The 23,151-nt window shown below is 44.2% G+C and carries 25 protein-coding genes and 2 tRNA genes; 9 read left to right on the top strand and 18 right to left on the bottom strand.

What is annotated here, in order from left to right:
• Positions 1-278 precede the first annotated feature (278 nt).
• From BDI_RS01030 to BDI_RS01015, 4 genes are all read left to right on the top strand, one after another.
• Positions 279-2,378 carry a M3 family metallopeptidase gene (locus tag BDI_RS01030; protein ID WP_009018586.1) on the top strand — a complete coding sequence of 700 codons (2,100 nt, stop codon included), beginning with the start codon at positions 279-281 and terminating at the stop codon, positions 2,376-2,378.
• Between the two features lie 80 nt (positions 2,379-2,458).
• On the top strand, positions 2,459-2,893 hold the full coding sequence (locus BDI_RS01025) for a deoxycytidylate deaminase (RefSeq protein ID WP_008778036.1): 435 nt from the start codon (positions 2,459-2,461) through the stop codon (positions 2,891-2,893).
• Between the two features lie 13 nt (positions 2,894-2,906).
• Positions 2,907-4,640 carry a S41 family peptidase gene (locus tag BDI_RS01020; RefSeq protein WP_008780784.1) on the top strand — a complete coding sequence of 578 codons (1,734 nt, stop codon included), beginning with the start codon at positions 2,907-2,909 and terminating at the stop codon, positions 4,638-4,640.
• Entirely contained in the window at positions 4,585-5,100 is a 516-nt protein-coding gene (locus BDI_RS01015; RefSeq protein ID WP_022192887.1) for a 5-formyltetrahydrofolate cyclo-ligase, read from the top strand. Before BDI_RS01020 ends, BDI_RS01015 begins: the two co-directional genes overlap by 56 nt.
• Positions 5,101-5,209: 109 nt before the next feature.
• On the opposite strand, the gene BDI_RS01010 is transcribed toward BDI_RS01015, so the two are convergent.
• Positions 5,210-5,503 carry a DUF721 domain-containing protein gene (locus BDI_RS01010; protein ID WP_005865842.1) on the bottom strand — a complete coding sequence of 98 codons (294 nt, stop codon included), beginning with the start codon at positions 5,501-5,503 and terminating at the stop codon, positions 5,210-5,212.
• Between the two features lie 2 nt (positions 5,504-5,505).
• Entirely contained in the window at positions 5,506-6,603 is a 1,098-nt protein-coding gene (recF, locus tag BDI_RS01005; RefSeq protein ID WP_005861599.1) for a DNA replication/repair protein RecF, read from the bottom strand.
• Between the two features lie 148 nt (positions 6,604-6,751).
• On the opposite strand from recF, the gene BDI_RS01000 reads away from it, so the two are divergent.
• The 5 genes from BDI_RS01000 to BDI_RS00980 all read left to right on the top strand — a co-directional run bounded on the left by BDI_RS01000 (position 6,752) and on the right by BDI_RS00980 (position 8,675).
• Positions 6,752-7,435: a tetratricopeptide repeat protein gene (locus BDI_RS01000; RefSeq protein ID WP_005861596.1), complete on the top strand. Its 684-nt coding sequence runs from the start codon at positions 6,752-6,754 to the stop codon at positions 7,433-7,435.
• 76 nt (positions 7,436-7,511) lie between these two features.
• Positions 7,512-7,994, top strand: a complete 483-nt coding sequence (gene ribH, locus BDI_RS00995; RefSeq protein ID WP_008774114.1) for a 6,7-dimethyl-8-ribityllumazine synthase — start codon at positions 7,512-7,514, stop codon at positions 7,992-7,994.
• Between the two features lie 54 nt (positions 7,995-8,048).
• Positions 8,049-8,131, top strand: a tRNA-Tyr gene (locus BDI_RS00990).
• Positions 8,132-8,156: 25 nt separating this feature from the next.
• Positions 8,157-8,229, top strand: a tRNA-Gly gene (locus BDI_RS00985).
• Between the two features lie 113 nt (positions 8,230-8,342).
• On the top strand, positions 8,343-8,675 hold the full coding sequence (locus tag BDI_RS00980) for a hypothetical protein (protein ID WP_008774115.1): 333 nt from the start codon (positions 8,343-8,345) through the stop codon (positions 8,673-8,675).
• Positions 8,676-8,684: 9 nt separating this feature from the next.
• On the opposite strand, the gene BDI_RS00975 is transcribed toward BDI_RS00980, so the two are convergent.
• The 16 genes from BDI_RS00975 to lptC form a co-directional block, all read right to left on the bottom strand.
• On the bottom strand, positions 8,685-8,885 hold the full coding sequence (locus tag BDI_RS00975; protein WP_005861590.1) for a hypothetical protein: 201 nt from the start codon (positions 8,883-8,885) through the stop codon (positions 8,685-8,687).
• Between the two features lie 51 nt (positions 8,886-8,936).
• Positions 8,937-9,257 (bottom strand): DUF4491 family protein, encoded by a 321-nt coding sequence (locus BDI_RS00970; protein WP_008774116.1) that lies wholly within the window; start codon positions 9,255-9,257, stop codon positions 8,937-8,939.
• A 293-nt stretch (positions 9,258-9,550) separates the two neighbouring features.
• Entirely contained in the window at positions 9,551-9,934 is a 384-nt protein-coding gene (secG, locus tag BDI_RS00965) for a preprotein translocase subunit SecG (RefSeq protein WP_005861586.1), read from the bottom strand.
• Between the two features lie 7 nt (positions 9,935-9,941).
• Positions 9,942-10,709: a hypothetical protein gene (locus BDI_RS00960; RefSeq protein WP_005861584.1), complete on the bottom strand. Its 768-nt coding sequence runs from the start codon at positions 10,707-10,709 to the stop codon at positions 9,942-9,944.
• 1 nt (position 10,710) lies between these two features.
• Positions 10,711-11,247, bottom strand: coding sequence for an LptE family protein (locus BDI_RS00955; protein WP_005861582.1), 537 nt, complete (start codon positions 11,245-11,247; stop codon positions 10,711-10,713).
• Between the two features lie 4 nt (positions 11,248-11,251).
• Positions 11,252-12,442 carry a sigma-54 interaction domain-containing protein gene (locus BDI_RS00950; protein ID WP_005861580.1) on the bottom strand — a complete coding sequence of 397 codons (1,191 nt, stop codon included), beginning with the start codon at positions 12,440-12,442 and terminating at the stop codon, positions 11,252-11,254.
• 104 nt (positions 12,443-12,546) lie between these two features.
• Positions 12,547-13,374, bottom strand: a complete 828-nt coding sequence (locus BDI_RS00945) for a lysophospholipid acyltransferase family protein (protein ID WP_005861578.1) — start codon at positions 13,372-13,374, stop codon at positions 12,547-12,549.
• Positions 13,375-13,377: 3 nt separating this feature from the next.
• Positions 13,378-14,265, bottom strand: coding sequence for a CDP-alcohol phosphatidyltransferase family protein (locus tag BDI_RS00940; protein ID WP_005861576.1), 888 nt, complete (start codon positions 14,263-14,265; stop codon positions 13,378-13,380).
• Positions 14,266-14,272: 7 nt separating this feature from the next.
• Positions 14,273-15,001 carry an SDR family NAD(P)-dependent oxidoreductase gene (locus BDI_RS00935; protein WP_011965922.1) on the bottom strand — a complete coding sequence of 243 codons (729 nt, stop codon included), beginning with the start codon at positions 14,999-15,001 and terminating at the stop codon, positions 14,273-14,275.
• Positions 15,002-15,012: 11 nt separating this feature from the next.
• Positions 15,013-15,480 (bottom strand): adenylyltransferase/cytidyltransferase family protein, encoded by a 468-nt coding sequence (locus BDI_RS00930; protein WP_005861572.1) that lies wholly within the window; start codon positions 15,478-15,480, stop codon positions 15,013-15,015.
• Between the two features lie 168 nt (positions 15,481-15,648).
• The gene (gene pdxA / locus BDI_RS00925) at positions 15,649-16,758 is read right to left on the bottom strand and encodes a 4-hydroxythreonine-4-phosphate dehydrogenase PdxA (protein WP_005861570.1); all 1,110 of its coding nucleotides are present in this window, start codon (positions 16,756-16,758) and stop codon (positions 15,649-15,651) included.
• Positions 16,759-16,774: 16 nt separating this feature from the next.
• Positions 16,775-17,812, bottom strand: coding sequence for a DUF4837 family protein (locus tag BDI_RS00920; protein ID WP_005861568.1), 1,038 nt, complete (start codon positions 17,810-17,812; stop codon positions 16,775-16,777).
• A 16-nt stretch (positions 17,813-17,828) separates the two neighbouring features.
• Positions 17,829-18,860 carry a 23S rRNA (adenine(2503)-C(2))-methyltransferase RlmN gene (gene rlmN / locus BDI_RS00915; protein ID WP_005861566.1) on the bottom strand — a complete coding sequence of 344 codons (1,032 nt, stop codon included), beginning with the start codon at positions 18,858-18,860 and terminating at the stop codon, positions 17,829-17,831.
• Between the two features lie 136 nt (positions 18,861-18,996).
• Positions 18,997-21,132: a SurA N-terminal domain-containing protein gene (locus tag BDI_RS00910; RefSeq protein ID WP_005861564.1), complete on the bottom strand. Its 2,136-nt coding sequence runs from the start codon at positions 21,130-21,132 to the stop codon at positions 18,997-18,999.
• Positions 21,133-21,228: 96 nt separating this feature from the next.
• Positions 21,229-22,482: a hemolysin family protein gene (locus BDI_RS00905; RefSeq protein WP_005861562.1), complete on the bottom strand. Its 1,254-nt coding sequence runs from the start codon at positions 22,480-22,482 to the stop codon at positions 21,229-21,231.
• 1 nt (position 22,483) lies between these two features.
• The gene (lptC, locus tag BDI_RS00900; RefSeq protein WP_011965921.1) at positions 22,484-23,149 is read right to left on the bottom strand and encodes an LPS export ABC transporter periplasmic protein LptC; all 666 of its coding nucleotides are present in this window, start codon (positions 23,147-23,149) and stop codon (positions 22,484-22,486) included.
• Positions 23,150-23,151 lie beyond the last annotated feature (2 nt).

Below are 23,151 nucleotides of genomic sequence, written 5' to 3'. Positions count from 1 at the left end.
CATCCTTCTTCTACGATAAACTTATAGATCAAGGCTTTAAAAAGAAAGGTGCTCTAAAGGAGTGTTTTCAAACATATAAATTTTTGTTAAATCAATCCTATTATCATATTCATCAAAGCTCAAAATCAAGGTACAGCCCCCCGAAAACAAGCCTCGGTTTAGTCATAGGAAATGTTCTATTTTTCATTTTAAATCAATCTGAATATAAAAACAGATGCCTATAATGTTCCTGTGATTAAAATGCCTACCTTTGCGGAAATTTTCAAACAATTTTTAATATGAGGAAGTTATTATATAATGTAGTAATTTTATTAAGCGCAATTCAAATGACACACGCAGCAAATAACCCTTTCTTCGGGAAGTTTAAAACACCGTTCGAGACCCCTCCTTTCGATAAGATCAAGATCGAGCATTATGAGCCCGCTTTCGACGAAGGAATCAAGCAAATGGAAAAAGAGGTGCAAGAGATCGCCAATAACCCGCAACCGGCTACTTTCGAGAATACGGTAGTAGCTCTGGAACGTAGCGGCAAATTATTAGAAACAGTCTCTTCTGTTTTTTTTAATGTATTAGGGGCAGAGGCTAACGACGAAATGATGGAAATCTCGCAACGTGTCTCCCCGAAGTTATCCCAGACATCCAATAACATCTTCTTAAATGAGAAGCTACTTGCTCGGGTCAAATCAATCTATGATAAAAAAGAACAATTGAACCTTTCTACCGAGGATGCTAAATTGCTGGAAGACCTTTACGAGTCGTTTAAAGCGAATGGGGCTACGTTAAATAAAGATGACAAGGAAAAATACCGCAAGCTAAGTATGGACCTAAGCATGTTAACCTTGCAGTTCGATCAAAACGCCTTGAAAGATAAAAACCGATTCGAATTACTAATAACGGACGAGAACGAACTATCCGGCTTACCCGAAAGTGCTCGTGACGCAGCGGCCATGTTAGCCAAAAGTAAAGATAAAAATGGATGGTTATTCAATCTCTCGGCTCCGAGTTACATTCCATTTATGCGTTATTCCGACAAGCGTGATTTGCGAGAAAAAATGTATCGTGAATACATGAGCGTAGGAAATAAAGGGGATGAGTTCGACAATAAGGACATTATCAAAAAGATCGTTAATATCCGCCTAGAGATCGCCCAGTTGATGGGATTCAAGAATTACGCCGAATATGCGCTGGAACACACGATGGCTAAAAACTCAGCGAACGTATACAAATTATTGAATCAGTTACTCGAAGCTTATAAACCGATAGCGATCAACGAATACAATGCAGTAGAAGGATTCGCATTAGGTACAGAGAAAGAGAATATCACCGTTATGCCTTGGGACTGGAGTTATTATTCCGAGAAGTTACGGGATATCCGCTTCAAGGTAAACGACGAGATGACTCGCCCTTATTTCGAGTTAAGCAACGTAAAGAAAGGCGTATTCGGATTAGCTACCCAGCTCTACGGTATCACCTTTAAGGAAAACAAGAAAATCCCGGTTTATCATCCGGAAGTAGACGCTTATGAGGTATACGATGCCGATGGTAAGTTCCTTGCTATCCTTTATACGGATTTCTTCCCTCGTGACGGAAAACAATCCGGCGCTTGGATGAACAATATCAAGGCTCAATACAAAGATAAAGACGGAAAAGATAGCCGTCCTCAGATCGTTATCGTGATGAACTTTACCCGTCCGACAGACACGAAGCCCTCTTTGTTAAGTTTCGACGAGGTGAACACGCTCTTGCATGAGTTCGGGCACTCCTTGCACGGCATGCTAGCGCAAGGAACCTATTCCAGCCTTTCGGGAACCAGCGTTTATCGTGATTTCGTAGAATTACCTTCCCAGATCATGGAGAACTGGTTGACTGAAAAAGAGTTCTTAGATCAGATCGCCGTTCATTACCAGACCGGAGAGAAAATCCCGCAAGAGATGATACAAAGCTTGGTAAACGCCTCTAACTTCAACGCCGGCTACCTTTGCTGCCGCCAATTAAGCTTTGGCTTGCTGGATATGGCATGGCATACGTTGGAGCAACCTTTCGACGGTGACGTAGCGACATTCGAGAAAAAAGCTTGGGCTCCGACGGTAATCGTACCGGAAGTACCGGAAGCCTTGATGGGCACAAGCTTCGGACATATCTTCTCCGGAGGATACGCGGCAGGCTATTACGGATATAAATGGGCCGAGGTATTAGACGCCGACGCTTTCTCCGTTTTCAAATCGAAAGGAATCTTCAACAAGGAGGTCGCGAAATCTTTCCGTGACAATATCTTATCCAAAGGTGGTACAGAAGATCCCGCCGTGTTATACAAGCGTTTCCGTGGACAAGAGCCTACGATAGACGCCTTATTAATCCGTAATGGTATTAAGAAGTAATAATTTACCGGGCTTATCGCCCGGTAAATCTAAATAATCACTACCTTTGTGTCTGGATTAAAAGACAAAAGAGTAAACAAATGTGCGAGAAAACAGAAAAACAGCACGAATTAGATAAACGTTACCTGCGAATGGCCGCTATCTGGGCCGAGAATTCGTACTGTAAACGACGCCAAGTGGGCGCATTATTAGTAAAAGATAAAATGATCATATCCGACGGATACAATGGAACACCCGCCGGTTTTGAAAATGTTTGCGAAGACGAGAACAATGTCACCAAGCCTTATGTTCTACACGCGGAGGCTAACGCCATCACAAAAGTGGCAGCCTCATCGAACAGCAGTAAAGGAGCGACCATTTATGTGACCTCCTCCCCTTGCATTGAATGCGCAAAATTAATCATACAATCCGGGATCAAGCGAGTGGTCTATTCCGAGAATTATCGCATAGCGGACGGCTGCGAATTATTGAAGCGTGCCGGTATCATAGTAGATTATATAGATTTGAACGAATAAATAAAACGTTTTTATGGATAAAAACAAAAGACTGACCGTATGGCTCCCGGTTATCATCGCGGCTAGTATCGCTTTAGGTATCTTTATTGGGAACCATTATTTATCTATCAGTCAAGGAAAAAAACGGTCCTACTCCAGCGGTAACAAGATAAATGCCATCTTGGACATTATCGACGAGCAATATGTTGACACGGTTAGCATGTCTAAGCTGGTAGAGAGTACGATCCCGAAAATATTCAGTGAATTAGACCCTCACTCCGTATATATCCCCGCCGAAGACGCTTCCGTGGTGAATGAGGAGCTGGAAGGTTCTTTCAGTGGTATTGGCGTATCATTTAATATGCAAACCGATACGATCCTAGTGATCAGCGTAATTAGCGGTGGTCCCGCAGAGAAAGCAGGTTTACTGCCCTTCGACCGGATCATCTCGATCAATGATTCTATTTTCTCCGGTAAGAAAAAGAACCAAGGAGAGATCATGAAGACACTCCGGGGCGCAAAGAACAGTACGGTGAAACTAGGCGTACAGCGAGGAAATTCTCCTGAGTTGCTCTATTTTGACGTAACCCGTGGAGATGTCCCTGTTAATTCGGTCGATGTTTCTTTCGAAGCGGCTAAAGGTATAGGTTACATCAAGGTTAGCAAATTCGCCCGGAATACTTATAATGAGTTCATCACGGCGATCGCCAAGCTGAAACAAGCGGGCTGTACCTCTTTCGTGATCGACTTACGGGGTAATACCGGCGGATATATGGATGCCGCTATCAATATGATTAACGAGTTTATGCCGGAAGGACGCTTGATCGTCTACACGGAAGGTAAGTCGTTCCCCCGTTCCGACGTATACGCAAACGGAACCGGAACTTGTAAAGACGCCCCGATCGTAGTATTGACCGATGAGATCTCGGCTTCCGCCAGTGAGATATTCTCCGGAGCGATCCAAGATAACGACCGTGGTACGATTATCGGACGAAGAACGTATGGCAAGGGTCTGGTACAAACTCAAATGTCATTGAGCGACGGTTCAGAGATGCGATTGACCATCGCCCGTTATTACACGCCGTCCGGTCGCTGCATCCAGAAGAAATATGAGATGGGTAATACGGACGCTTACGACCAAGATATCTATAACCGATATATGCACGGCGAGTTCGACTCGGCCGATAGCATCAAGATGGATGATTCCTTGAAATACCAGACCGTAGGCGGACGTACCGTATACGGCGGGGGCGGTATCATGCCAGATATCTTTATCCCTCGTGACACGAGCGGCGTTACCTCTTACTACTCAAATGTGGTAAATAGCGGCGTGCTTTACCTGTATGCGCTCGAGTACTCAGACCGCCATCGGGAGAAACTAGGCTCATTCAAGACTTGGGAGGAATTATATAATTACTTGCAGCAACAACCGCTCCTTTCCGACTTCGTGAACTTCGCCGCTACCAAGGGCATCAAGAGACGTCCTACATTAATTAATATATCCGGCAAGTTAATCGAGAACCAATTGCAAGCGTATATCGTAAGGAATTTCTTCGACGAGGCGGGCTTCTACCCCATTTTCCTAAAAGATGACGTTACCTTATTACGTGCGATCAAGATCTTGCAAGAGGGAAAATCTGTGCCGAATGCGGAACTATTAAAACAATCAGCGAATGGAGACTTACACAGCCAAGCAGGCCCTACGAAAAGATATGGCCTCTCGAAAAAAAGAATATTCGAGGATTACCTTGTGCGAGCTATCGGATAAGATCATGGACCGCTTGGAACAGACGGAACTGTTCCAAGCGGCTTCTTGCATCGCCCTTTATCACGCCATACCGGGAGAAGTACAGACCGCCGGCTTTATCGAGAAATGGTACCAGAAGAAAAAGCTTCTGTTGCCCTTGATCGTCGGTGATGATTTGAGATTGCTTCTTTACGAAGGACCGGAATCCCTAAAACCCGGACCTTTCGGAATATTAGAGCCTAAGGCGGACGGCATAGAAGTTCCAAAGAATGAGATCGACTTGATTATCGTGCCCGGAGTCGCCTTTGATAAAGACAAGAACCGCATGGGACGAGGAAGGGGATTCTACGACCGCCTTCTTTCCACGCTCAACGCTCCCAAGGTTGGCATATGCTTCGGGTTCCAGATGATACCGCAAGTCCCGGTAGAGCCACTCGACAAGAAAATGGATTACGTAATAACAGAAGACACCATCTATTGATCTCTCCGCAGAATATATACTTACTGGGTCAAGCCATATATACTTACCGAGGCTGGGCAGTATATGTTACTTGACCCTGTAAGTAATATTGCGAATGGTAAAGCCACACTCAATGAAAAACGATGTTGGTAATGACCGAGGCACCCGCGTAATCATTCAAGCTTTTCACCAACCGTTCCCGGCAAAGCGTCAACTCGCTACGAAGTACGGAGGAAGTCAATGAGACATGAAGCACCTTATCACGTACATATATATTACGTGTGTACTGCATGATCGTAGGCCCTAAAACTTCTCCCCACGCACGCTGAACCCGGATCTCCATCATTTTCTCGTACAACTCGGTATTATCCTCGAAAAAGTCACGAAGCACCTCACCCAATGTCTGTGTATTTCTTCTCTGCATCCTTATTCCTCCATAGGTTGTACCTCGCCACGTTCCACACGGAAGAGGGCATAGTCATGATTCATAGCCAATAAGATCTCATCCAGATACTTCCGGTTCGTATCCGTAATAAAGATCTGCCCGAAGCCATTCTCACTGACCAGTTTGATGATCTGCTCCACACGGCTAGCGTCCAGCTTATCGAAAATATCATCCAACAGCAAGATAGGTGTAGTCTGTCCCCGTTTATTTAGGAAAGCGAACTGAGCGAGTTTCAAGGCGATCAGATACGTCTTATTCTGTCCTTGCGAACCAACCCGGCGAATCAGGTACCCGCCCAACGTCATTTCCAGCTCATCCTTATGGATACCGGAAGAGGTATAGCCCAATATACGATCCCGTTCCCGGCTCATCGCCAATTTACCGGCAAGCTCCGTTTCCTCCAATTGCGAGATATAATGTAGCCCTACCTCCTCGGCAGAGCCGCAGATCGTCTGGTAGTACTCATTAAAGATCGGGGTAAAATCCTCCACCAGTTTTTTCCGCTTCTCGTAAACGATTTGGCCGTACATACCCAGCTGCATCTCCAATACCTCATAAAGAGAGGCATCCATGCTCTGATCTTTCAGCAACGTATTCCGTTGGAGCAACGCTTTATTATATTGGATAAGCGCATGCAGATAAGGCTTGTCCTGCTGCGAGATGATTAAGTCCAGAAAACGGCGTCGCTCATCGCTCCCCCCCCGGATCAAGTCGGCATCAGCCGGAGAGACCATGACCAACGGTAATAGGCCGATATGCTCGGACAGCTTGTCGTACTCCTTCTTATTCCGTTTGAACTGTTTGCGTTGCCTACGCCGCATGGCACAGAAAATCTCCTCCTCACGTCCCTCATAATCATAGTTACCCTGCACCACGCAAAGATCTTGATCACTGTTTATTATCTGGCTATCAGGCGTATTGACATGACTCTTGCAAAACGAGAGATAATGAATAGCATCCAATAGATTCGTCTTCCCCATCCCGTTATTGCCGAAAAAGCAATTCATCTTGGGCGAGAAAATAACCTCGGACTGAAGTATATTTTTGTAATTGAGAACAGAAAGCTTCTTTAGTATCATCTAAACCGTATTAATCGTACAAAATTAAAAAATATACTTCTAAGTATAGATTATATCAGCAAAAAAAACTACTTTTGCGCTTTGAATCGCCAACCGTATGGTATGGCTTAAAATCAGCGATAAAATTAATAAATAACTATAACACATTATGGCTACTAAAGAAAAGGACACCAACAAGGAGTTAGAAGTAGAAGAGATTGTCTCCAAATCGGAGCAATTCATTGAAAACAATTCAAAGAAGATTATTTACGGTATAATAGCTGTCGCACTCGTTGTTGGAGCTGTTTTGGGAATCAAGCATGGTTATTTAGTTCCTCAGGAGAAAAAAGCCGCCGCCGCCATGTTCAAGGGCGAGCAATACTTCGCCAGAGATTCTTTCGCCTTGGCTTTAAACGGCAATGGAGCTGACTATGAAGGTTTCGAGGCTATCATCGACCAATATGGAAGCACGGACGCCGGAAACTTGGCGAAGGCTTACGCAGGTATCTGTTACTACAAGATGGGCGATACACAGAAGGCGCTCGATTTATTGAAATCTTTCAGCGGAAAGGACCAAATGGTATCTCCGGCGGTTACAGGCTTGATCGGTGATTGCTACGTGAACATGGGTAATACGAAAGAAGGAATCAGCTATTTCGAGAAAGCCGCTAAGGAGGCCGACAACGAGGTAATCAGCCCGATTTACTTGAAGAAGGCCGGTATCGCTTACGAGAACTTGAAAGAGTATGACAAGGCTGTAAAGGCTTACACGACTATCAAGGACAAGTATTACACTTCCATGGAGGCATCCGATATCGATAAGTATATCACCCGTGCTTCGGCAGGAAAATAAATAAACAGTATATTATATAGTATAACAGAGGATGTCTCGGTCAAACAAGGCATCCTCTTCTTTTAAAGAGACAAGTATGGCTACAGCTTATCAGAATTTATCCGAGTACGACTTCAACAGCGTACCTGATGCTTCAGAGATGAACATCGGCATCGTAGTTGCTGAATGGAACAAGAACATTACCGAGAAGTTATTGGAAGGTGCTTGCAACACGCTTGAAAAGCACGGGGTGAAACCGGAGAACATCGTAGTTAAACGAGTTCCGGGTAGTTTTGAACTGACTTTTGGAGCCAAAAGATTGGCCGAGACTAAAGAATTAGACGCTGTGATCGTTCTGGGATGCGTCGTAAGAGGCGATACGCCACATTTTGATTACGTTTGTTCCGGCGTTACGCAAGGCATTACAGAATTGAATTTAATGTACGATATTCCTTTCATTTTCGGCCTGTTAACTACCGACACCATGCAGCAATCCGAGGATCGTGCGGGAGGTAGATATGGCAATAAAGGGGACGAGGCAGCGGTTACCGCAATAAAAATGGTAAATTTTTCTGCCTAAACGCTTGCAGGTTTCAAAATAAATCGTACCTTTGCACTGCAATTAAGAACAAGGGGGCAGTTACCAGAGTGGCCAAATGGGGCTGACTGTAACTCAGCTGGCTTTCGCCTTCGGTGGTTCGAATCCATCACTGCCCACCTTTTTAATTCGCAACATATTATTGCGGAAGTAGCTCAGTTGATAGAGCATTAGCCTTCCAAGCTGAGGGTCGCGGGTTTGAGCCCCGTCTTCCGCTCTAGGAAAAGAGGAAAATCGAAAGGTTTTCCTCTTTTTTTATATCCTCGTATTACTATATATCCGGGATAATGTCTACTTTAGCCCCCAATACAACAAATAACAAAAAGAGAGATGAAGATGGTGAAAGGGATATACGTGTTGCTGACAATGTTCCTATTGATGGGATGCGCTACGGTAATGAATCCTTATAAAATGGACAACCGAATGCATAAGATAGAGCTAGGGATGACCAAGCAAAAGGTTATATCGATACTAGGAAAGGATTTTGAGTCGGCTGGCGCACGGATAACCCCCGACGGTCCGATAGAGAGTATCAGTTATAAGACGGTAACCATGACGATAGCCGACTACTCTGAAGGCTACTACATCCTAAGCTTCAAGAATGGGATACTAGTGGAGTGGTTCAAGGAAAAGACACCGATCAATAACAATACAGCGAACTAAGGTCTCCTTTTAGGCCACTAAAAACAAATAAGGCAGATGCCTCTGGGCATCTGCCTTCATTCTTTTACGATTATAAACTTTCTTCGATACATGAATCCGGTTATGACTGACCGGCCTGCCGTGGTTTTCTAACTCGGCCTCACGACTGCCTTTCCGGTTAGCCTTTATGTACTCGACTAACGGATCTTGCTTTTTTCTCTTTGTCTTCATAGCTTTATTGCTTTTATATCGCTTTCACGAGCGCAAAGATACGAAAAGAATTCATTTCACCTCACTATCGTCCCAAGGGTATTTTCTTTTCGGATTTCTAGGGAACCAACCTTTCTGCACACGCTCCTCCTGCTCGAAAATCTCCTTGATCGTCCAGAACGATGAGAAGGCGAATACGCCGCAAATAGCGGACACAAACACGCTGTCTATAAACAGGGAAGCTATCACCCCTAAAATCCCCAAGACAAGGAATATCCACCAGCACTTCGTCCCCCAATAATACTCGGCCTTCACGACTACCGGATGAAACAGACCGATAATCAAGAATGTAACGATACCGATCAACAACCCATCAAAATTTATCATATCCATATCTGAATATTTATACTTATTACTATTATATGTAACAAATATACAAACAATATTCCACTTAACTAATCATTTCTTTCTATGAAGAGATAGAAACCTCTATTCGTAATAATCGTCTCACAAAGATGAAACGATCTTTTCATATACGTGATACGATCTTTTCACCCTTGTGATACGATCTTTTCACATAGGTGAAAAGATCAAGACCTAAAGAAGCTTACACTTAAAGTAGCACAAAAAAAAGTCACATCCATTGTTAGTGGACATGACTTCTATATTGTTTTCAAATAAGATTCTTATCTGTTGCTTTCCTCCGCAGGTGTAGTAGTAGCGGGAGTTTCCTCTGCCGGAACTGCCGGTTGTTGAGCCGTACCAAAGTCCGGAGCGATCGTATTCGGATCGATAGAGATAGCGTCGTTTACTTGTTGCTTGATCTCAGATTGAGCGGCATGCTCCGCTCTGGGGATAAATGCGGTAATCAAGATACTCAATACGATTACGGTACCCGCCAAACTCCAAGTAGCTTTCTCCAAAAAGTCCGTGGTCTTACGTACACCCATGATTTGGTTAGAAGAAGAGAACCCTGAAGCCAAACCTCCACCTTTCGAGTTCTGGATCAACACGATCAAGATTAATAGTATAGAGGCGATCAGGATTAAGATAGAAATAAATACGTACATCTTAGTTTTATTTTTTAGTGTTAATAATCAACTTTTCCAAAAATCTGATTTGGTCTGCAAAGTAAACATTTTTTTCTGGATATTTCAAGCTTAAGTTTTTAATAATTTGCAAAGCCTTATCATATCGTTTCTGTTTTATATAAATCCGAGCTAAAGTTTCCGTAAGGCACGAGTCTTCCAGCGATTTGGACTGCTCATCATCCAAATCTTTCACCGACTCTGGAGTCTCCGCACGGCTGGTTTCCTCACGGATTTCCAGCCCACTACCCGGCATACGCTGTTGGTCATTTTTAATGAACGAATCGATCAAGTCGTGATGTCGAAGCCTATTCTCCGCATCCTCTCCAGATGGCTTCTCTTCTTCCTCTTTCGATAATGACCAAAACATATAATCTGACGATACCGATGGCTGGAACAGGAACGAGGCTTCTTTCTTAGGCTCCGGTTCCTCGTTACGGTTAGAGAGGAATGCGTCTATCAAGGAGAAAGTATCCTCTTTTCGCATATCCGGCTCATGCTCCACACGGGAGTTCAAGCCATATTTATCTCCCTCTATCAGTTGGAACAGCTTTTTCCGGTCCGGCAAGAATATCGCCATCTTCTCCAGCTCCGAGGTAAAACTCATATCATTTAATACGGCCAGATTCTTTAGATACAACATCCGTGCCACTTGAAAATACGGGTAATCCTCCACGATTCGTCGCAACTCAAGAAGAGTCCCCTCGGTCAATTCCGAAGGCTCCTCCATCAAACGATATAAATCCTCCGCCCTCATTCTACCAATTGGCAACCGTAGCGTTATAGATTTGGTCTACTATTTCCTCTATGATTTCCTCGCATAATGTTCCCTCTACCTGCTGCGGCATCAAGTTACTGTCGAACTCGCGGTAAGCGGAGAACGACTGCTCAAAATCCTCATCCGGGTTAACCCGGTTGGAGTAACGAACCCGCACCGTGATCGTCAACCTCGTCTGCGAGGCGATAGCATCCTCCTTCACGGCCATTGGAGCGAAATCGTAACCAGTGATCTCACCCTCCAACTCAAGGTCGCCATTGCTCGGAACCAGTTGCAGACGAGTCTGACGGATGTAAATATCCTTCAAATCCTCCGTAAACTGCGGCGCAAGGGTCGGATTCACGTAGGGAGCTTGGTTCGTGAAGTCACGAATCGTAATGGTCTTCACCTTCGTATAATCGATAGAGGCTCCATTAAACTTATAGGAAATAGAGCAAGCCGTAGCCAATACCGTCAAAAATGAGAGTATAAGCCAATTGGCTGCCGACAAACGTATGTTGACAATCTTCTTTAGCATATTTTTATTCCAAATTGTATTCCTTGATTTTTCGATATAACGTACGCTCCGATATCTTCAAGTCGGCCGCCGCGTTCTTCCGTCGCCCGTTATGCTTCTCCAGAGCCTTACGGATCATCTCCTTCTCCACCTCTTCCAAGGATAAAGTCTCCTCTTCCACATCCTCGGCATCTTGGATCGTCGGGTGCATGGCATGAACCGCCGCCGGATGGATCGGATGCGCATAAGGGGTATCATCCGCCACCGTTGGCATCGGGATATTCCCTCCCATGATATCATGCACTAATTTCTTTAGCTCGTTCACGTCCTTTTTCATATCGAACAAGACTTGATAAAGGATCTCCCGCTCGCTGTTAAATATCTTTTGATCCGAATCTTGCTTCACCAATACCGGATATTTCTCAACATTTACGTTCGGCAGATAAAGGCGCAGGACATCCGCCGTTATATCCCGTGTCTCTTCGATTACGGAGATACGTTCCGTGATATTTTTCAACTCACGCACGTTACCCGGCCAACGGTAAGAAACCAATAATTGACGGGCCTCATCATCCAAGCGGATCGGCGGCATCCGGTATTTCTCGGCGCAATCACTGGCGAACTTACGAAATAATAAGACGATATCTTCCGGACGCTCCCGCAAGGGAGGCACTTGAATAGGCACCGTATTCAAACGATAGTACAAATCCTCACGGAATTTACCTTCCGAAACCGCCTGCACTAAATTCACGTTCGTAGCGGCAACGATACGTACATTCGTCTTCTGTACCTTGGAGGAACCGACCTTGATAAACTCACCCGTCTCCAACACACGAAGCAAGCGTGCTTGCGTAGGAGTTGGCAGCTCTCCTACCTCATCCAAGAAGATCGTTCCACCGTCCGCTACCTCGAAATACCCTTTACGGTCGGCCAACGCCCCGGTAAAAGAACCTTTCTCGTGCCCGAAAAGCTCCGAATCTATCGTCCCTTCCGGAATAGCGCCACAGTTTACGGCTATATATTGTCCATGCTTACGCTGACTGTTCTGGTGAATAATTTGCGGGAAAGTCTCCTTTCCGACACCACTTTCTCCTGTAATAAGAACAGATAAGTCGGTTGGCGCTACCTGGAGCGCAACATCGATCGCACGATTTAATCCCGGGTTATTACCAATAATCCCAAAACGCTGTTTTATCTGTTGTACATCAACCTTCATCACTCTTTCACTTTTAAAATCTGTAATTATTTCAGTTACTCTGCCAAAATTACAAATCTTAATTCAAACTACCACTATTGATAACAGATTCTATCGGTCGTTTCTTATTTTTTAGCACCATATGTACGTTTATACAAGAACTCGGCAAGATCCTTGTCTTCCGGGATGGCGGCGATTTCTTCCGGCGAGATAGGCTCACCGATATATACATCCGCTTTCTTTCCACGCTTATTGAAAGCCTCTGTAGGAATACGCAAGGTACGTATTTGCCAGCTGATATTCCCTAGCCAATAGAAAAAATGGGTATTTTGGAAATCAAAATAAACAGGGTATACCGGTGCTTTCGCCTTACGAACTAAGCGGATCACGCTATGCGCCCACGATAAATCCCGTACCTGTTTCTCTTTTTTATTATAAAATGAGATCGCTCCAGCAGGGAAGAAACCCATCGGATGACCTTCTTTCAGGCGTTGCAGGGATAGTCGCACGCCATTAACATTCGCCGGATTCGCCCCTCGCTTGTGGGAATCGGGCACCACGGATATGAAATTATCCTCCATCGCCCCGATCTTGGTCAAGATGCCGTTCACCATCACCTTAAAGTCCGGACGGCGGGAAGCGAAAATATCAATCAGCATGATTCCATCCAACGAACCGATCGGATGGTTGGAAACGGTAACAAAAGCCCCTTCCGGCAGATGATCTAAAATCTCTTTATTATGAACCTCATAGCTGAGATCGATAATGGGGTCATGCAATAAAGCGGAAGTAAACTCAGCGCCCCGTAAATGACAATTCCGGGCATGTACCTTATTAACCAGATCCACACGTAAGCACTTTATCAGCAACTTACCCAACCATGTCCCCACTCGCCCCTTGAAGAACGGGGCCATCTCTTGCAAATCGTAAATGTCAACAACACTCTTCTTCATACTTTATCCTAAAAACGAGGCACACATCTTCTCGTGTTTCCTCATCACTATCGCTAGTACGATGTTCAACACGATGATCTCGTATAGGTAATAAGCCCAGACCTGTCCCGTTAGTACGATCACAAACATAACCATCGTCCGGCCATTAAAGGTCAACAAGTCTATGTAACGCATTAAATGACGACTCTGTTTACGAAAGTCCACACGGATATTCTCCGGAATATTGTCCCCATACTTCGCGTGCAAATTTTGTAACATACTCTGTAAGGTAGGCGTAGCCTTCACTTGCAACATCGTATACCAACGATATAAGAAGTAGAAAAACTTGTTAATGCCATACTTCATCTCCTTATGTTTCGCCTCCACCTGTTCCAAAGACTGAAACTCCGAGCCTTTATCCTTACTGATAAAATAAAGGTGAAGCGTCTTATAATAATCCGTGATATTCGCTTGGACTAAATGAGACAGACCGGATAAGACCGCCAAGGCAAAGAACCAATCCGTACCGTAATCATGAGACAAACGAAGAGCGAATCCGATATAGATCGAAGCGAACCAGATATCCCCGGCGAATCCGTCCAAGATACGCCCGATAGCGGACTTGATCCCTGTAAGACGTGCCAGCTGCCCATCCACGCAGTCGAGGATATTGGCAAATACCAACAATAATATACCGCAGATATTATATGTCAAATTATCGTGATAAAACATAAATCCGACCGCCGCACCCACGAAGATCGAGATAACCGTAATCATATTCGGGGTAATCCCCGTGCCTCGCAACATACGAGCAATACGAAATCCTATCGGACGATAAAAAATTCGGTCTATCTTATTTTCTGTTTCTATCGACTTTAACGATGCTTCGTATTCCTTATCCAACTCGCTCATTTGTTTCTTATTTATACGAGTAACCGCCATCCACAATGACTACCTCGCCATTAAAATAACTATTCTCTATCAACATTTTATAAACTTCCGCCAATTCATCCGGGTCGCAGAACCGTCCCAAAGAGACCTTGTTCTCTATATTCCGACGGATCTCGGCAGGCTTTGTTTTCTGCCATTCCGTATCGACAAAACCGGGAGCCACGGCATTCACACGCAGTTCATAGGGAACTAAGAACTTCACCATGTTTTTGACCAGCGCATGAACAGCACTTTTCGTCACTCCATATGCCAAGGATACCGAATGAGGCTGTATTCCCATCAAGGAACCCGTAAACACGATACTTCCCCCCTTATTAATCCGTCCAACAATCTTCTGTAAAAGGAAGATCGGGAAATGGATATTAGCAAAGAAAACCCGGTCCCAATCCTCGAATGAAAGTTCCTCAAAAGGATCCCGACAGGTCATTCCCGCATTGAACACAAGGCCGTCCAAACGTAGCCTATTCTCCTCCAAGAAAGAATCGATAACCCCGATCGTATTCCGATCCGAGATATCGGCCCGCAGAATAGAAACCTGTATATCGAAACGCCCCACCAACTCGCTACGTACCTCCTCGGCCGCCGCTTGGTCGGAAGCATAAGTCAGTATAAGGTTATATCCGGCCTTTCCTAAACAGGACGCTACCGCCTTTCCTATCCCTTTTGTCCCACCGGTAATTAAAATAAATTTATCCATGAAACTGATCGTTATTTAGCGGCAGATCCTTTCACTGTTTCCGGCTTCGCCTGACGTTGGGTTGTCAGATTCGCCTCATAAGAATCATGTATCGTTTTTTTCAGATTCGAGGAGGAAACCCCCGTTCCGTAAGGGAAATAAAATACCTGAACGCCTAAATCCTTCAGATAGTCGTACTTTCCGAACCAGTCATCACCTACCACGAAAGCGTCGATATTCAGCTTCTTCACGATTTCCGTATGATCCAAGGAATGTTGTGGAATAACGATATCGGGAGTCTTCAACGCCTCGATGATCTGCAAACGTTCATGGAACGGAATGATCGGCTTCGCTTTATAAGAAGAGACCAACTCATCTGTACTAACCCCGACGATCAATATATCCGCCAAACTACGGGCGTAATTGATCATCCTAAGATGATTATAATGGAACATATCAAACGTTCCGGATGTATATACTATCGTTTTGTCTTTAAACATAATCGTAATTTTCGTTTTAAACCGCAAACTTACGCAAACTTTTCCTATCTTAAAAGTTTAAAACCAAAAAGCGTCCCACGTCCCATACAAAAATGTCATGTCAATAACATCCATTCGTTATTAACATGACATTTTATGTATTTATTGAAACTTGTCAGGAAAGATCTACTATAATCCGTCCGTATCGTCGTCTTTCGTCAAATCCAATTTCTCATTATCTCCCCCCCTATCGAAATATTGCTTACGCAACGGGTTGGCGGTAGCCTCCTGATAACGTAACCGGTTCCGGAAGATATCCAACGCCGCATATAAGGCTTGGCGGAACGACTCTTCTGAGGCCACGTTCTGCCCGGCTATGTCATAAGCTGTTCCATGTGCCGGAGAAGTCCGTACGATCGGCAATCCTGCCGTATAGTTCACCCCGTCATCCATCGCCAACGTCTTGAAAGGAGCGAGCCCTTGATCATGATACATCGCTAAGACACCATCAAATTTATCATACATCTGCGAACCAAAGAAACCGTCAGCCGCATAAGGGCCAAATGACATTACGCCTTTTTTCTCCGCCTCTTGCATTGCCGGTATGATAATCGTCTCCTCTTCCGTACCCAGCAATCCGGCATCACCCGCATGAGGGTTTAAGGAAAGAACCGCGATGCGTGGCTTCACAATACCGAAGTCTTGCTTTAACGACTGATTGAAAATACGCAGCTTATTCACGATATCGCCCACGTTGAGGGAAGACGCAACTTGCGACAATGGAATATGCCCCGTCACCAAAGCGACACGAAGATCATCTTTCATCAAGATCATCAAGGCTTTTTTATCCAAGCCACCGAAGCATTTCTCCAAATACTCAGTATGCCCGGGAAAATGAAAATCCTCGTTCTGGATATTATGTTTATTGATCGGGGCGGTAAGCAGTACATCCACTACTCCCCGCTTCATATCCGTAACCGCCGCTTCCAACGCCTTGAAAGCCGACTCACCGGCAACCGGCGTAGATTTCGACAACTCCACCTTGGTCTCGTCCTCCACGCAGTTAATAATGTTCACCCGGTTTACTCCCGCATCCTCCGCATGTGAAATAATATTCATATTGATAGGAGGAAGCTCCAATGCCTTCCGGTGATAAGCGGCTATCTTGGACGAGCCATAGATAATCGGCGTGCAAAGCTCCGCCATGCGGGTATCGGAAAAGGTCTTTAATATCACCTCATAGCCGATACCATTTATATCTCCGTGGGTGATCCCCACTTTAATCAGTCGTTCTTCCATATATTTTGTTTGTTTATTACTTTTTCTCTTTGGGGATATCCAATGTCTCAGTTACCGGTTCATCAAATTCACCCGGCAAACGTAACGTAAATAAGGCAGCTTCTATTCTACGCATGAAATTACGCTTGTCTGTCTCCGGAGCATACACAAATCCCTCGGCTACAACCACACGATGATTCTTTTCATCCAAGCGGGTGTGGCTTACGAACGGGCCTCCCATCATATCGCCTTGCATTCTCCACAAACCGCGCATCACGCCACAATATTTACCATTTAAGGTTATTGGCGTATACTCCACTCCCGCACGCGTTTCTGTTTGCATATAGGAACCCGGGAACGAACCCGGCAGATTCGCCTTCAATACAGAATCTCGTTTAGCGACCAGATATTCCTCCGTAAACGTATTCGGATCAGTATAAGGGAAAGTATATACGATTAAGTCCATACGGCCTGTGTTAGCGTTATTGGAAGACCAGAAGAAATCTGTCGTATCCTTATAGTACGTGAAGTTTGCCGGAGCGTTTAACATCACGTTCAGGTCGCTTTTCAGGTTATCCATAACCACCATACTATATTCCTTTTGTAATTGCTCTATCGCACGATTCATCTCCACCTTTACGAAGAAGTTGACCAACGCCTTCTCATGGGTCTTTGAATACTCGACGATCGACTCCGTATTAGGAGCTTTCAGCGAAACAACCACCTGTCCTCTAGCCCAGACATTATTCTCGTAGCCTACAGAAACTTTCGTATAAGCGGTGGGATCTATCGTAACCACTAATATATTCCTTACATACCGTAACAGACCTGTAAAATCCTTTGGTTGTACGTAGGTAATCTTCAAAGAAGGCTCGGCTTGCGGCAGTCCGGGCACCGAAGAGGCCAACTCAGACTTTATGGCTTCTCCCGCAGGGCCTTTCCAATCCTTTTGATCCATAACCACGACAACCTCATATGCGAAGCCCGTAGCTTGAGTCATCACAGAACCCGAATTACATGCTCCCATCAAAACAAGAAGCAGCAACATACCGATGAATAAAGAACGTGTTTTCATACCCGTGTGTTTTATATTATACAAATGTAACATTTTTTGCGGTAGAAAGCATTCCACAAGCGGCGAAAATATCCTCCCCTCGTGATGCCCTTATCGTACATACAACTCCTTTGGCGTTTAAGAAATCCCGGAACGCCTCCATTTTAGCGATATCGGAAGTCTCTAAAGACACATTCGGTATCGCATGAAAACGGATCAAGTTTACCCGACAAGGTATTCCACCTAATAAACAACTCAAAGCTTCGGCATGTTTCAAGCTATCGTTCAAATTTTTAAAAACAATGTACTCAAAAGAGACACGTCGTTGATGCGAAAAATCATATTGTTTGATTAAATCGATCACCTCCCTCGCTGGGAATGCCTTTTCAACCGGCATCAAGGAAAGACGTTCCATAGGATAGGGCGAGTGCAGACTTACGGCCAGATGACATTCGCTCTCCTCTAAAAAGCGTTTCAAGCCTTTCGTCACACCGATGGTTGAAACCGTGATACGCTTCGGGCTCCACGCATATCCATACGGGGCCGTGAGTATTTCCAAAACCTTGAAAAGCTCGTCTACGTTATCCAGTGGCTCCCCCATTCCCATGAAAACGATATTCGTCAATGAATCGTTTTCCGGCAAAGACTGGATCTGGTTCAATATCTGGTTCGCTGTCAGGTTTGCCGTGAAGCCTTGTTTTCCCGTCATACAAAACAAGCAATTCATTTTGCATCCGACTTGAGAAGAGACGCAAAGAGTCGCCCGATCATCCGTAGGAATATAAACAGACTCAACAAAACGCCCCGGTCCGGCAGCATATAGATATTTGATCGTACCGTCTTTCGACTTTTGATACTCAGATGGCGGATAAGCCCCGATCTCGAATGAATCCTCTAATAAAGCACGTTTGGCTACCGCTATATTCGTCATCTCCGAAATCCGGGTTATTTTCTTCTTATAAATCCAATCGGCCATTTGCTTAGCCGCATATGCGGGAAGACCCACCTCAGACGCTACACCTTTCAGTTCCTCCAAGGTCATCCCTAATAATTGTCTTTTGTCAACCATTCTATCGATATTTTCTTATTCGCGAAAGTACGAGAAATATTCCACAAAATAAAGATCCCCTGTTTTGTCGTCAAGATATATTTATTTTGACGGCAAAACAGGGGATCTTTTTTATCTTAAGTATAAATACTCTTTATTAATAGAAACGGATACGGTTGTCTTCCACCTTAGCGTTGTTGACCATAGATTGGATAGCTTGGAATCCTACACGATACGCATTCGAAGCATCCAACGCACGGATTTCCTCAGCCTCGTTGAACTCCTTACCATCTTTATTTCTTGCGTATACTTTGAACACATATACACCGTTGTTACCTTTAACCGGAGCACTTACTTGGTCAACTTGAGCCATAGAAACCATAGCGTTCAAGTTCGGTTCGATACCGATACCAGCGATACGGCGAGTACCAAAGTTCACGAACTTCACAGAGTCTACAGAAGAACCCATCGTTTCAGCATATGCCTCAACTGAAGTTAAATTCTTAGCAGCCAATTCCTGAGCGATCTTATCGCCTTTCTTCTGGGCAGCCAATTCAGCTCTCAAAGCCGGAGCGACCATATCAACCGGACGATACCCCTCGGAAATACTTCCTTCTACAGCAGCCACGACAAATTTATCACTACACTCGAAGATCTCAGAGATAGAACCTTTATCGTTCTGGAACGCCCAACGAATTACCGGACGTGAATTCTTGATAGAACCTAACAACTGATCATCTGTAGTAACCGTTGCACCTGAAATCAAGTTATAACCGGCTTCCTTCGCATTCTCCTCCAATTTAGCCATAGAGTTGTTCTTAGATACGAACTGATTCAACTCATTGTAGATGTTGCTATAGGTCTTAGAGCTAGGAGATACAGTCATGTCGATATCTGCGATCTTATATTTTTCAACATTTCCTGTTTTCTCTGTTACTTTTACAAGGTGAGTACCATATAAAGATTTCACAACCGCTACCTCATTCAATGGAGTTGAGAAGACAGCCTTCTTAAAATCATCATTCACACCTCTCAAAGCGGTAACCTCTGTAAACCAACCTAGTTCACCACCATTCTCGGCAGCTTGGTCTGCTGAGTATTTCTTAGCTAATTCAGCGAAATTAGCGCCACCTTTCAACGCCCCCATCAAGCTATCAGCCAAAGCTGTTGTCTCAGCCTCAGATTTACCGGCCAACATGATGTGGCTAACTTTTACTGAGTCCGGAGCGACCGTCTTATCGACTAGCTTAAACATTCTGTATTTGTCATTCTCGAATACAGGACCATAAACAGCGCCAACCTCAGAAGTCGTAGCGAATTGTTTCATCTCAGGATCCAAAGCCTTCTCCGTGAAGAAAGCGTCAACATAAGGAACCTCAGAGTTCTCGTTTACTACATCAGCCACTCTTTCAGACGTAGCTAGCTCCTCTTTCAAGCTCTCGATCTCGGCCTGTGCCTTATCATAATCCTCTTTACTCGGACGGATATCTACGGCGATATATTTAATTACCTTAGATTCTTTTTGTTTATAAAGCTCCTTGCGTTGGTTATACAATTTCTCGATCTCGCTCTTGCTTACCTCAATCGTTGAATCCGGAATCGTAGCATATGATTGCATAGCGTAAATGATATCCGAATTCTCGGCATTATCATTATAAGCTTCCTTAGCGTCCAATGAATTCGCGGAAATAGCCTTACTCAATAATGTCGTATATTTTTGCTCCAAACGTTGACGTTTGATGTTCTTCTCCCAGAACAACCAGAAGTTCTTAGCTTGAATCAGCTGTGCCTGTTGATCTGCCGGATAGCTAGCGATATTATCGGAATCGATTTGTTTCAAGAAATTCAACAAAGCGGCCTTATCAAAAGCACCAGTCTGAGGATTCGTAAACATTTGCATTTGTTGGATCAACGGAGAGATATTCTCACCTTGAACCATATCAAACAATTCTTCCGGACTTACTCCCATACCTAATTTAGCAGTAGCCTCGTCCAACACGACCTCTTGTACCATCGCATCGAATACGGACTGGCGAATCTGTGTCATATATTCCTCGGGCAGGCTGGCTGAACCGGATTGCATCTTATACATCTCGGCCATCTCATCAACGCGACCTTGATAATCTTGAATTTTTACAACCTCTCCATCAATCTCGGCGATCCGTTCCTGTGATTGCCTAAAATAAGTAGAACCAGAGTTTAAAAAGTCTCCAATGATAAAAGCGAACAATGCCAAACCCACCACGAGTACCAGCAGTCCTGCTTTGCTTCTAATTTTTTCCAGCGTAGCCATTTATCTTTATTATTTTTTAAAGTTTATTATTTCACATTTTAAGGGCACAAAGATATGAAAAAAAGGAAATTCCACAGCATATAATCCTTTTTTTTATCAAATCCCTACTTTCATACGTACAAGTTCGATCTTCGTAGCCGTTACTTTGATTATCTTAAACGAATATTTATCGATCTGGACAGTCTCGTTCAATTTCGGGAATTTTTGATAGAAGTGCAAGATAAAACCGGCGATGGTGACATAATCATCCGACTCAGGAAGATCCAACCCGAACATTTCGTTCAAGGTATCAATCTCCATCCTACCCGACAGCAAATACTCATTGTCCGATACTTTTTTAGCCACATGCGACTTCATATCGTGCTCGTCCTCAATCTCTCCGAAAATCTCCTCCACCAAATCCTCAAGTGTCACGATACCCGACGTACCGCCAAACTCATCCACGACAACAGCCAAGCTCTTCTTCTCTTGCATCAGCAGTTTCATCAGTTTATTCGCTGCCATCGTCTCCGGAACGATCGATACGCTACGGATATGCTGGGTCCAATCCTCCGGATTCTTGAAAAGCTCGGAAGAATGGATATATCCGATAATGTTGTCAATATTCTCGTTATACACCAATATTTTCGAAAGTCCTGTCTCGATAAACTTAGAACGCAATTCCTCCATCGTAGCCGACGTATCACAGGCTACGATCTCCGTCCGGGGCACGATACAATCCCTCAAACGGACATTCGAGAAGTCTAAGGCATTCTGGAAAATCTTAACCTCCGTATCCATATCCGAATTTTGAGGTGCATCTTCCAGACTTTGCTGTATAAAATAATCCAAGTCTACCTTGCCTAATGCCTGAGGTGAACTTTTCAAGTTCTTCACGCCCCCTAACTTCAAAATCAAAAAAGATAGCAGGGAAGAGAACTTGGAGACCGGATACAGGATGATATATATAATAAATAATGGTATCGCAAATATATTGAGTGATAAATTAGGATTCAACTTAAATATGGTCTTGGGAATAAACTCCCCGGCAAACAAGATCAAGATCGTAGATATCACGGATTGGATAAAAACGATCAATGCCTCATTCGCAACCACCTTGGCTATAAACGGCTCCAATACGATTGCCATCTGAAGACCATAAACGACCAACGCAATATTATTTCCTACCAACATGGTAGAGATAAACAAATTTGGATTACGATAGAAAATACCCAGTATCTTACTGGATAGACTACGTTCCTTCTTATCCAGCTCGAAACGAAGCTTATTGGAGGAGATAAAAGCGATCTCCATCCCGGAAAAGAATGCGGAAAATGCGAGGGAAATTAAAATATAAGTCAGCGTCCCCACCTTAATTACTTTTTATTGAATCTATTTGTGACACATCTCCCCGGGCACTATCCCCCTGAACTGTCCGTGTCGTATCGGCCAGAGCATCGCTCACCGGGAAAATACCTTGTGAGTTAAATATCTTATACTGAGTCATATCTTGGTTCGACTCAAAGCCTATGCCTGTTATGATCTTATCTTCTTGCTCGATACGCATAAACTTATCAGAATAAACCTTCTCCTGCTTCTGGTCCCAGAACAATTGGGAAGTCTCAAAATGCTCCCCTTGCAGACTTTCCACCTCTACATTACCGATCAGCTCCCAAAGCCCTTTTTTATCATAATAATAGGCTGTATCCGCCTTAATACTCGCTTCTGTCTGGAATAAGGTATCGAACTTCTCCACGTAGATCCCCTCGGGGAAATACCAATGGGGTTCCGCCGCCTTCCCGTAAATCTGCCACTCTTTCGCTTTCAAGCGATATCTCGTGATACCAGAATCGGAGATCAAGGATGACACATCCGTAGCCTTCATCGTATAAGTCTTGTCCGGATCAAACTCAACATCAACCACCTCCTTATGTTCCTTACTGCAAGAGGCAGAAAACAAAAGAAGCATAACAACCACCACGAAGGTAGTTGTTATGCCCATATTTTCCGTTTTACAATGAAAACGATTTCCTATCATAA

The organism is Parabacteroides distasonis ATCC 8503 (genome assembly GCF_000012845.1).
Taxonomy (GTDB): Bacteria; Bacteroidota; Bacteroidia; order Bacteroidales; family Tannerellaceae; genus Parabacteroides; species Parabacteroides distasonis.
This window is presented reverse-complemented; position numbering and strand designations above follow the sequence as displayed.

Bases quoted from the DNA above. Each gene is read 5' to 3' on its own strand.
- BDI_RS01010 (WP_005865842.1), bottom strand. From the start codon at position 5,503: ATGCAGAGAAGAAATACACAGACATTGGGTGAGGTGCTTCGTGACTTT.
- BDI_RS00960 (WP_005861584.1), bottom strand. From the start codon at position 10,709: ATGAGGGCGGAGGATTTATATCGTTTGATGGAGGAGCCTTCGGAATTG.
- BDI_RS01015 (WP_022192887.1), top strand. From the start codon at position 4,585: ATGGCCTCTCGAAAAAAAGAATATTCGAGGATTACCTTGTGCGAGCTA.
- BDI_RS00945 (WP_005861578.1), bottom strand. From the start codon at position 13,374: ATGAAGAAGAGTGTTGTTGACATTTACGATTTGCAAGAGATGGCCCCG.
- BDI_RS00940 (WP_005861576.1), bottom strand. From the start codon at position 14,265: ATGAGCGAGTTGGATAAGGAATACGAAGCATCGTTAAAGTCGATAGAA.
- BDI_RS01025 (WP_008778036.1), top strand. From the start codon at position 2,459: ATGTGCGAGAAAACAGAAAAACAGCACGAATTAGATAAACGTTACCTG.
- BDI_RS00975 (WP_005861590.1), bottom strand. From the start codon at position 8,885: ATGAAGACAAAGAGAAAAAAGCAAGATCCGTTAGTCGAGTACATAAAG.
- recF (WP_005861599.1), bottom strand. From the start codon at position 6,603: ATGATACTAAAGAAGCTTTCTGTTCTCAATTACAAAAATATACTTCAG.
- BDI_RS00935 (WP_011965922.1), bottom strand. From the start codon at position 15,001: ATGGATAAATTTATTTTAATTACCGGTGGGACAAAAGGGATAGGAAAG.
- BDI_RS00955 (WP_005861582.1), bottom strand. From the start codon at position 11,247: ATGCTAAAGAAGATTGTCAACATACGTTTGTCGGCAGCCAATTGGCTT.
- BDI_RS01020 (WP_008780784.1), top strand. From the start codon at position 2,907: ATGGATAAAAACAAAAGACTGACCGTATGGCTCCCGGTTATCATCGCG.
- rlmN (WP_005861566.1), bottom strand. From the start codon at position 18,860: ATGGTTGACAAAAGACAATTATTAGGGATGACCTTGGAGGAACTGAAA.
- secG (WP_005861586.1), bottom strand. From the start codon at position 9,934: ATGTACGTATTTATTTCTATCTTAATCCTGATCGCCTCTATACTATTA.
- BDI_RS00970 (WP_008774116.1), bottom strand. From the start codon at position 9,257: ATGGATATGATAAATTTTGATGGGTTGTTGATCGGTATCGTTACATTC.
- ribH (WP_008774114.1), top strand. From the start codon at position 7,512: ATGGCTACAGCTTATCAGAATTTATCCGAGTACGACTTCAACAGCGTA.
- BDI_RS00950 (WP_005861580.1), bottom strand. From the start codon at position 12,442: ATGAAGGTTGATGTACAACAGATAAAACAGCGTTTTGGGATTATTGGT.
- BDI_RS00980 (WP_008774115.1), top strand. From the start codon at position 8,343: ATGAAGATGGTGAAAGGGATATACGTGTTGCTGACAATGTTCCTATTG.
- BDI_RS01030 (WP_009018586.1), top strand. From the start codon at position 279: ATGAGGAAGTTATTATATAATGTAGTAATTTTATTAAGCGCAATTCAA.
- BDI_RS00920 (WP_005861568.1), bottom strand. From the start codon at position 17,812: ATGAAAACACGTTCTTTATTCATCGGTATGTTGCTGCTTCTTGTTTTG.
- BDI_RS00910 (WP_005861564.1), bottom strand. From the start codon at position 21,132: ATGGCTACGCTGGAAAAAATTAGAAGCAAAGCAGGACTGCTGGTACTC.
- lptC (WP_011965921.1), bottom strand. From the start codon at position 23,149: ATGATAGGAAATCGTTTTCATTGTAAAACGGAAAATATGGGCATAACA.
- BDI_RS01000 (WP_005861596.1), top strand. From the start codon at position 6,752: ATGGCTACTAAAGAAAAGGACACCAACAAGGAGTTAGAAGTAGAAGAG.
- BDI_RS00930 (WP_005861572.1), bottom strand. From the start codon at position 15,480: ATGTTTAAAGACAAAACGATAGTATATACATCCGGAACGTTTGATATG.
- pdxA (WP_005861570.1), bottom strand. From the start codon at position 16,758: ATGGAAGAACGACTGATTAAAGTGGGGATCACCCACGGAGATATAAAT.